Origin of the sequence: Bradyrhizobium sp. UFLA01-814 (assembly GCF_046718885.1) — a bacterium.
GTDB classification, from domain to species: domain Bacteria; phylum Pseudomonadota; class Alphaproteobacteria; order Rhizobiales; family Xanthobacteraceae; genus Bradyrhizobium; species Bradyrhizobium elkanii.
Window position 1 is genome coordinate 65377 of sequence record NZ_JAQOSR010000016.1, and the last position, 8655, is coordinate 74031.

At 60.2% G+C, this 8655-nt stretch carries 10 protein-coding genes; 8 read left to right on the plus strand and 2 right to left on the minus strand.

Annotated elements, in window-relative coordinates; translation table 11 throughout:
• Position 1 precedes the first annotated feature (1 nt).
• Genes PMN64_RS07745 through PMN64_RS07780 form a run of 8 tightly spaced genes read left to right on the plus strand, consistent with a single transcriptional unit; the run spans position 2 to position 7479 of the window.
• On the plus strand, positions 2-1870 hold the full coding sequence (locus PMN64_RS07745) for an AMP-dependent synthetase/ligase (RefSeq protein WP_028342728.1): 1869 nt from the start codon (positions 2-4) through the stop codon (positions 1868-1870).
• A gap of 25 nt (positions 1871-1895) precedes the next feature.
• Complete coding sequence (locus PMN64_RS07750; RefSeq protein WP_016841231.1) at positions 1896-2252, plus strand: VOC family protein; 357 nt, start codon at positions 1896-1898, stop codon at positions 2250-2252.
• A gap of 58 nt (positions 2253-2310) precedes the next feature.
• On the plus strand, positions 2311-2865 hold the full coding sequence (locus tag PMN64_RS07755; protein ID WP_225159858.1) for a flavin reductase family protein: 555 nt from the start codon (positions 2311-2313) through the stop codon (positions 2863-2865).
• Between the two features lie 60 nt (positions 2866-2925).
• Entirely contained in the window at positions 2926-4155 is a 1230-nt protein-coding gene (locus tag PMN64_RS07760) for an ABC transporter substrate-binding protein (RefSeq protein WP_028342730.1), read from the plus strand.
• Positions 4155-5024 (plus strand): branched-chain amino acid ABC transporter permease, encoded by an 870-nt coding sequence (locus PMN64_RS07765; RefSeq protein ID WP_028342731.1) that lies wholly within the window; start codon positions 4155-4157, stop codon positions 5022-5024. Before PMN64_RS07760 ends, PMN64_RS07765 begins: the two co-directional genes overlap by 1 nt.
• Entirely contained in the window at positions 5008-6045 is a 1038-nt protein-coding gene (locus tag PMN64_RS07770) for a branched-chain amino acid ABC transporter permease (RefSeq protein WP_225159854.1), read from the plus strand. The genes PMN64_RS07765 and PMN64_RS07770 overlap by 17 nt, the downstream gene beginning before the upstream one ends.
• Positions 6042-6767: an ABC transporter ATP-binding protein gene (locus tag PMN64_RS07775; RefSeq protein ID WP_028342732.1), complete on the plus strand. Its 726-nt coding sequence runs from the start codon at positions 6042-6044 to the stop codon at positions 6765-6767. Before PMN64_RS07770 ends, PMN64_RS07775 begins: the two co-directional genes overlap by 4 nt.
• A 7-nt stretch (positions 6768-6774) precedes the next feature.
• A complete protein-coding gene (locus tag PMN64_RS07780) occupies positions 6775-7479 on the plus strand; it encodes an ABC transporter ATP-binding protein (RefSeq protein WP_028342733.1) in 705 nt (234 codons plus the stop codon).
• Here the strand turns inward: PMN64_RS07780 and PMN64_RS07785 are convergent.
• Together PMN64_RS07785 and PMN64_RS07790 are read right to left on the minus strand one after the other, a co-directional pair.
• Positions 7464-8318, minus strand: a complete 855-nt coding sequence (locus PMN64_RS07785; RefSeq protein WP_051448008.1) for an AraC family transcriptional regulator — start codon at positions 8316-8318, stop codon at positions 7464-7466. The genes PMN64_RS07780 and PMN64_RS07785 overlap by 16 nt on opposite strands.
• Positions 8319-8485: 167 nt before the next feature.
• Positions 8486-8653 carry a 2Fe-2S iron-sulfur cluster-binding protein gene (locus tag PMN64_RS07790; protein WP_411780267.1) on the minus strand — a complete coding sequence of 56 codons (168 nt, stop codon included), beginning with the start codon at positions 8651-8653 and terminating at the stop codon, positions 8486-8488.
• Positions 8654-8655 lie beyond the last annotated feature (2 nt).

Here is an 8655-nt window from a genome sequence, read left to right on the forward strand (position 1 = left end):
CATGAATGTCGGGTCCATTACGTCCGGTGCCCAGCTTGCTTCGGTAACTCTTCCGCAGCTTCTGCAAGCCCGACGCATCGAGAGACCAACGGCCGTCGCATATCGCCAGAAGCGCGCCGGCGAATGGATATCGGTGTCGTGGCACGACTATGCGACGAAGGTGTGCCGACTGGCGGGTGCCCTCCAGATGGCGGGACTCGCGCGTGGTGATCGCGTCGCCATCATGGGAGACGTGTCCCAGGAATGGCTGCTCGCCGACATGGCGACCATGTGCGCCGGCGCCGTGACCGTGGGCGTGTATTTCACTTCATCCGTCGAGGAGGTGAACTACTACCTCGGTGATTCCGGAGCCCGTTTTGCCTTCGTGGGAGACGAGACGCAGTTGCGGACGCTGCTGGCAGCCAGCACCGCGGCGACGCTCGAGAAAATCGTCGTGATGGATCCGTCGTGGACCGGCGAGCTCAGGGCGAAGAACATCGTCTCGTTTGCCGAGTTCTATGAGCCTGTTTCATTCGATTGCGACGCCTTTCTTCGTGAGCAGGTCGCAGTTGCCAAAACGGACGAACTGGCGAGCATTGGTTACACGTCGGGTACCACGGGGTATCCCAAAGGCGCCATGCTGACGCACCTGTCATTACTCGCAGGTGGCCACGTGCAGACGACATTCCATCCGACCATTCGGACCGAAACCCAGCGGCTCGTGGTTCATTTGCCGATGTCGCACACGGTCGCGCGAGCCCAGGCAACCACGTTGCCATTGCTGTCCGGAGCCGTTCCTCACTTCGGGGAAACGACCGCGGGGTTCGCGCAGACGATCCGGGAAGCCAAGCCGACGTACTACATGGCTCCGCCTCGCTTCTACCAGAGATTCGCAACCCAGATCCTCAGCGTGGTGCACTCGGCCAGCGCCAAGCAAAGGAAAGATTACCAACTGGCGATGCGGATCGCGCGCAAGGCGCTCGATGACCGCCAGGCGGGGCGGACGCCGGACCAGTATCTCAGCGATCTGTTCGCGGCATGTCGCAGGCACATCTTCGGTCCGCTTTTGGCGGAGGTTGGTTTCGACGAACTGAAGATCGCCTATACGTCTTCCGCGCCGATGCCATCGGAGGTCATGACGCTTTGGCAGCTCTGGGGGTTGAATCTCAAGGAGTGCTACGGGCAGACCGAGATGGTGGGCGGAAATCTCGTCCAGATGGTGGACTGGCCGAAGGCCGGCAGCGTCGGCATTCCCGTTCAGGATCCAGCCTGGGAAACCGCGGTGCTGGAAGACGGCGAGATGATCGTTCGAGGACCGGGCTTGTTTACTGGCTATTGGAACAAACCCGAGGAAACCAGATCCGCGCTGCGAGACGGATGGCTGTATACCGGCGATATCGCCGAAATCGCGCAGGATGGAAGCTTCAAGCTCGTCGATCGGAAGAAGGAGATCATCAACACGTCCGGGGGGAAGTCGGTCAGCCCGACCCAGATCGAGAACGAAATTCGGCAGAGCCCCTACATTTCCGAAGCCGCCGTCATTGGCGAGGGCAAGAAATACCTGACGGCTCTTATCGAGGTCGACGCCACCGCGACGATGGATTGGGCCAGGTCGCGGGACACCGACATCGCGCAATACGCCGACCTCGCAAAATCCGAGATCGTCATCCGGATGATCGAAGGCGAGGTCGCAAAGGCGAACAACCGCCTGGCACGCGCCGAGCAGATCAAGGCCTTCCGTATCCTTCCCGAAGAGCTCTCTCCCGAGAATGGTGTCATGACGCCGACGCGAAAGAAGCGCCGCAAGCAGCTGATGGAGCGATATCGAGCGCTGATCGACACGCTCTATGACGAATCCGAGGAGAAATTGATCAAGGCGCAGGTCGGATAATCGGCGCGGAAAGCATCGGTGCAAAATGAAGGTCAAGCACGTCTATCTCACCGCCAGTCAACCGGCGAAGCTTGCGGAGTTCTACGCGAATACCGGTCTCACCATTCGCTTTGCGGATGGTGAACGCTGGATCCAGTTCCGGAGCGAGGGTGCGGCCTTCTGCGTTTCCGGAATGGAAGAGTCCGCCTCGATTCCATCTGCAAACGCGGTCGTGGTTTTTGAAGTCGAGCAGCTGGAATCGGTAGTCGAACGCGCCATCGCTGCGGGCGCGACGCTTGTTGCTCCCGTTCGGGACATGGGCGGTCACGGACGCGTGGCGCAAGTTTGCGATCCCGAGAGCAATGTCATCCAGTTCTTCGAAGCTGCCAAAGCGGATCGATAGCATGATGCGTACAGGGACTTTACTGAGGCCTCGACACCATTTCGCGGAGCCGGACGTGATGAATGAGTTGATGTCGGTCGACCCGACAAAGGGTCTCGAAGGTGCTCGACTGATCGACGGTGCTTCCTTCAAGACGGCGCTCAGAAATGTCAGCGGGAGCGTATCGATCGTGACGTCCGGCCGCGCGCCGGAACGGCATGGCTTGACGGTCACTGCCGCGTCATCGCTTTCAGTCGACCCCTCGACCGTCCTGGTGTGCGTCAACAAGTCGGCCGGAGCTCATGACACGATCGTCCGGACCGGATGTTTCGGTTGGAACCTGTTGACCGCGAGCCATGTGGACCTCGCGCAAAAGTTCGCAGGGCTTGATGGAAGCAAGGGGGACATTCGCTTCAGCGAGGGCAGCTGGGCGGAATTGGTATCTGGCTCACCGATCCTGATCGGTTCGCTGTGCAGCTTCGACTGCCAGGTCATCGGCATGCATCCGGTGGGGACCCACACGGTCTTCTTCGGCGCGGTTCTCGGCGAGGTCCATCAGGACCACTACGAAGGGCTGATTTACCGGCATGGCAGGTTCGCGATTCCGCAAGTGCTTCCCGAAGCAGGTCGATGAGCCTGCTTCGGGAGCAGCGATCACCGTCCATAAACATACAGCAGCGAGGGAGCAAGGCAGATGGGGAATATCCTCGGCAAGGATTTGACGCGGCGCACCGTTCTCGGGAGCGGAATGGGCCTCGCCGCCGGCTTGATGCCATGGCATGCGAGCGCTGCATCTCGCACCGTCAAGGTTGGTTCGATCATGCCCAGCAGCGGCGTGTTGGCCTTCCCGGGCCAGGCTTGCGTGCGCGGAATCAATCTTGGCGCCAAATTCGCCAAGGAGCGGTTCGGCGTCGAGATGGAAATCGTTCACGCGGATACGCAGAGCAAACCGGAAAACGGCCGAATCGCTGCGGACAACCTGATCAGGCAGGGTTGCACCGTCCTCATTGGAGCATGGGACTCGGGCGCTACGATTTCGGCGCTTCAGGCGGCCGAAGCCGCCAAGGTTCCGATGGTCGTGCACATTGCGAGCGCCACCCAGGTCACGTCGCAGGGATTCACCCAGGTATTTCGTTTCTATCCGACGTCGCTGACGATCGTTCGGCAATCGTTGCTCGAATTGAAGGCGATCCTTTCGAGTGTCGAAAATCCCCCGAAGAGCGCTGCAGTGCTGCACCTCAACAACACGATGGGGCAGTCGACGGCCGCGAGCATCGATCAGGCGTGGAAAGAGGTCGATGTACCGCTGAAGATCGCCGAATACATTCCCTACGACGAAAAGGCGCGGGACCTCTCCGTCGAGGTCGCGAAGGCAAAGGCCTCGGGAGCGGATGCGCTGGTGTCTGTGACGCGCGTCAACGACGCTATCATGATCACCCGCGAATGCATCAAGCAGGGGTGGAATCCCAAGCTGATCTTTTCGCCGAACTCAAACGGCGTGCAGGACAAGGCGTACTATAACGCGCTCGGCAAATATGGAGACGGCGCCATCCTGTCGACCGTCTGGTATAACCCGAAGGCGCCGGACACCGCCGCAATCATCAAGAGCTTTGAGGCCAGCTATCCAAACGAGTGGCTGGACGCAAATTCCGGATGTGCCTTCGAGGCGGTCCAGATCGTCGCCGACGCGGTCATCCGGGCAAATTCGTCAGTCTCCTCGGAAATCCATGCCGCTCTCAGGAAAACCGACCTGAATCCGGTCCTGATGTACAGCGGCAAGATCAAGTTCGACGAGAACGGACAGAACATCAATAGTGCCGTTACGATGCTGCAGGGACAAGGCGGAATGCCGAAGGTGATTTCGCCGCGGGCTATCGCCGACGCAAGCCTGCAGTATCCGCTCAAGCCGTTCGAGGTCCGCTAATGGCCTTGCTCTGGGCAAATGTGGTCATAAGCGGGGTCCTGATAGGCTTGGTATACGGGCTGATCGCACTCGGCCTCACGATCATCTTCGGCGTGATCAGGGTCGTGAACTTTGCCCACGGCGCGATGGTGGTGTTCGGCCTTTACATCGGGTACTGCACCGGACTTTGGTGGGGCATGCCGACTATCCTGGCTGCGTTGCTGGCCGGCATCCTGATGTTCGCGGTCGGCTATTACCTGGAAAGCGTAGTGGTGACGCGGTTCGTCACCCGACCGCATCATGTGCAGTTCATCCTGTTCATCGGCATCTCGCTCCTGTTCACGGGAATCCAGCTTCTTTGGTTCGGGCCGGATCCGCGCCCTTCCGTGTCGCAGTTGTCCTTTGAAACGATCTCCTTGGGAGGCATTCGGATCGATCTGGCGCGCTTGCAGGCTGCATGTGCCACGACCGTTCTGATCCTGGCTTTGGCCGCATTTCTCAAATACTCCTTGTTCGGTAGATACATTCGAGCGGCGGCCGACAATCGACTTGGCGGTTTGATCGTCGGGATCCCAATTCCCAAGATCTATGCGATCACGTTTGGAATTGGCACTGCGTGTGCCGGCTTCGCCGGCGCGCTGATCTCGCCGCTGTTCGATGCGCAGCCCTATCTCGCTGTCGATTTCACGCTGCTGGCGTTCGTGACCGTCATCGTCGGAGGCCTTGGAAGCTTCGTCGGAGCTCTGATCGGCGGCTTGACGATCGGCGTGACCGAGGCCGTTGCCGCACTCATTGTCGCACCGTCCATGAAGACTGCCTTGTCGTATGCCTTGCTGATCGTGGTGCTCATTCTGCGTCCAAGAGGGTTCTTCGGTGCAAAAGAGATTTGAGTCTCGCCCCGACTTCGTCGGCGCGGCAGCCGGCATGGCATTGTTCGCCGCACTCGCGCTGCTTGGCGCCGTGTTCAATTCATATTTGGTCTCTCTGCTGACGATCGTATTCATTTTCGCTTTTATCGGGCAATCCTGGAGCCTGATGCTTGGTCTGGGTGGGCAGCTATCCATAGGGCACGCCCTGTTTGTCGGAATCGGTGCCTATTCCGTTGCGGTGCTCGATATCAAGTATGGCCTTAGCCCCTGGCTCGGGCTGCTCGTGGGATCGGTGATCGCCGGCGCGGTCGGTGCTGCGCTCGCCTGGTTGAGCTTCCGCTTCGAGGTGCGGGGAATCTACTTCGGCCTGTTGACGATCGCCGCAGCTGAATTTGCCCGAGTGATGTTCGGCGGTTGGGATTTTGTGGGGGGAATGCAGGGCCTGTTCTTTCCGGCTCAGTCCGGCGAGAGTTCCCTGCTGATGCTGCGCGGCGGCGCTCGCTTCTATTATTTTGTCGCGCTCGCCGCCGTTGCGGTCGGTGTAGGCGTAACGGCGCTCATCAGGAAGTCCTTTCTGGGATATGTGTGGCGAGCGATGCGCGATGACGAAGATGCGTCAAGGGCGCTCGGAGTAAGGACCTTCCTTCACAAGGTTCTGGTTGTATCGATCTCCGGAGCATGGGCTGCGATTGGCGGTGGTCTTCTGGCCCTGGTCCAGGGATCGATTTTTCCCGACTCGATCATGGGAATGGGGATTTCCGTCGACGTCCTGATCGGGCCGATCGTGGGTGGTCTGGGAACGGCGTTCGGTCCGCTGCTCGGGGCGCTCATCATAATCCCCCTGGATCACCTGATGAGCTCCTTCAGCGACACCATTGGTCTGCCCGGATTGAACAATGTCGCCTACGGCATCGTTCTGATCGGTGTCGTCTGGCTGCTGCCGGATGGCGTGTGGCCGGCGCTGCTCGGCCACTTTGAGGCGAAGAAGGAAGTACGATCAATTCGCAGTCGAATTGTCCAGACCCAGGAGGTCGGACAATGACCGCGCTTCTCGAGCTCAACAATGTTTCGAAGCGCTTCGGCGGCTTGCTTGCGGTCGACGGCGTCAGCTTCAGTTTGAAGGAGCGCTCCATCACGGCTCTCGTCGGTCCCAACGGGGCCGGCAAGACGACCTGCTTCAACATGATTGCCGGGGCGTTCCGGCCGACTGCCGGTACGATACGCTTTGAAGGCGAGACGATCTCCGGACGGGGCGCGGAGGCGGTATGCCGTCTGGGCATTGGGCGGACGTTCCAGATCGTCCGGCCGATGCGCGATATGACCGTGCTGGAAAACGCGATGGTCGGAGCGTTCAGTTGGACGAGAAAGGTCTCCGAAGCGAGGGAGGCCGCCCTGGATACGCTGGAGACGGTCGGTCTTGCGCCAAAGGCCAACGCGTCGATCAGCCAACTGACGCTTCCCGATCGAAAGATGCTTGAAACGGCAAAGGCTCTCTCGACACGGCCGCGCCTGTTGCTGCTTGACGAGGTGATGGCCGGGCTCCGTCCAACCGAGGCCGCGGCCGTCGTTCGCGTTCTCCGTCGCCTGGTAGAGCGCGGACTGACGATAATGCTCGTCGAGCACGTCATGCGAATTGTGATGGAGGCGGCGGAGAATGTCGTTGTTCTGCATCACGGCGCGAAAATAGCCGAGGGAGCCCCCGTGTATATCGTGAAGCATCCCGAGGTTCTGGCCGGATATCTTGGGGACGGCTTCCGTGGCTAAGGAACCCCTGTTGGCCGTCGAAGGGCTAAACGTCGGCTATGCCGGATCGGCCGCTCTCAACGACGTCTCTCTTGCCGTGCAGGCAGAGGAGCTGATCTGCGTCATCGGAGCCAACGGTGCCGGAAAGACGTCCTTGATCCGCACAATTGCGGGCATCGTCTGCCCGACAAGGGGGCGGATAGCCTGGCGGGGCAGAGACATCGTGGGCATGTCGCCCTGGGAGATTTGCGAGCTCGGCATCGCCCAGGTCGCCGAAGGGCGCGAAGTGTTCCCGAATCTCTCGGTAGAGGACAATCTTCTGATCGGAGGATCGTTGAAACGAGCGCGGGGCCGCCGGGACGCCAATCTGCGGCGGGTGTATGAATTGTTTCCGCGTCTGGATGAGCGGCGGCGACAGTCGGCAGGAACGCTGTCGGGCGGCGAGCAACAGATGCTTGCCATCGGCAGGGCGATGATGTCCGAACCGGAGATGATCATGTTCGACGAGCCTTCGATCGGACTTTCACCCGCGCTGACGACCGTGATGTTCGACGTCGTCAAGAAGCTGCATAGTCACAGGATAACGATTCTGCTCGTGGAGCAGAACGTAGCGAGCTCCCTCGCCATCGGAGATCGGGGTTATGTTCTCGAGAATGGCAGCATTGTTCTCGAGGGAACCGGCGCGGGCTTGCTTTCCAACCAGGATGTAAGGCGCGCCTATCTGGGGCTGTAGTCGAAGGATGTGCGCTCTGTAAGGAAGCGGCGCGGGCTCTTTCCCAGGGTCTTTTTGAACATCGTAATGAACGCGCTCGGAGATTCGTACCCGAGATCGAGTGAGACGGTCTGGACGGACGCGCCCGCGGACAGGCGCTGCAGCGCGACCAGGATGTGGAGCCGCTGCCGCCAGCGGCCAAATGTCATTCCGGTTTCCTTCACGATCAAACGCGCAAGCGTACGCTCGCTCATTGCGTAACGTGCGGCCCATTCATCAAGCGTGCTCCTGTCTCCGGGCTCGTGCAACAATGAAGCCGCAAGTTGCTGGAGGCGACTATCTGCGGAAATCGGCAGGTACATCTGCTCTGTCGACATCTGCACGAGTTCGTCGAGAAGGACGCGGCCGAGCCGGCTGGTCGGGCCTTCGACCGGATACAGGGGCGGAAATGCCGCAAGACGCTGGATCAGCTCTCGAACGAGAGGTGAAATCGTGAATGTGCAACAAAAATCCGGAAGCTTGCTTGCGGAAGGCTCGATGAAGACGACGTAGATTTTGCCGAAATCGGACACGCAGTTGCTGTGCAGTACCCCGGCGGGAATCCAGACCGCCCCCTGAGGAGGAACAATCCAGAGTCCCCCTGGCGCCCGGCACATGACCGATCCGCGCGAGGCGACCACCAATTGTCCCTTCTTGTGCGAGTGCAGGGGCAGCTCGTCGTCGTCTTGTCTGGTCTCGATGCACATCGAGACGACGGGGCGATCGAAATAGTCGGGATCGATGGGAGTATAGTTGATCCGGAGATCGGGAAGTTTCAGCCTCGGAAGGCCATAGTCGTCATCGGCGGCGGATATCTGCATCGCGTTCGCTCGCTTGGGCCCGGGAATCAACCTTCCACATCTTGAGCGGCCGGTCGCTGGGTCGGCTCGCAACGGCGTTCCAACACAGCATAGCTGCTCCACGCCAGTACAGCCAGCCGAAAAGCGGCGCTGTTGCCTGCGGCACGTCGCTGAGGGCGAACATGCGCCTAGAGATCGAGAACGAGATCGCTGCATGGGACCGCTCGGCACGTGAGCACCGTGCCGGAATCTTCCGGGACTGCACCAGAGAGCTGCCTTGTGCTTCCAGCCAGCACGCGCACTGCACAACTCTCGCACTGCCCGACCCGACAGCCGCTTGGAGCGCGTATGCCCAATC

Coding starts and splice junctions, on each gene's coding strand:
- PMN64_RS07745 (WP_028342728.1), top strand. CDS start 2: ATGAATGTCGGGTCCATTACGTCCGGTGCCCAGCTTGCTTCGGTAACT.
- PMN64_RS07750 (WP_016841231.1), top strand. CDS start 1,896: ATGAAGGTCAAGCACGTCTATCTCACCGCCAGTCAACCGGCGAAGCTT.
- PMN64_RS07755 (WP_225159858.1), top strand. CDS start 2,311: ATGAATGAGTTGATGTCGGTCGACCCGACAAAGGGTCTCGAAGGTGCT.
- PMN64_RS07760 (WP_028342730.1), top strand. CDS start 2,926: ATGGGGAATATCCTCGGCAAGGATTTGACGCGGCGCACCGTTCTCGGG.
- PMN64_RS07765 (WP_028342731.1), top strand. CDS start 4,155: ATGGCCTTGCTCTGGGCAAATGTGGTCATAAGCGGGGTCCTGATAGGC.
- PMN64_RS07775 (WP_028342732.1), top strand. CDS start 6,042: ATGACCGCGCTTCTCGAGCTCAACAATGTTTCGAAGCGCTTCGGCGGC.
- PMN64_RS07785 (WP_051448008.1), bottom strand. CDS start 8,318: ATGCAGATATCCGCCGCCGATGACGACTATGGCCTTCCGAGGCTGAAA.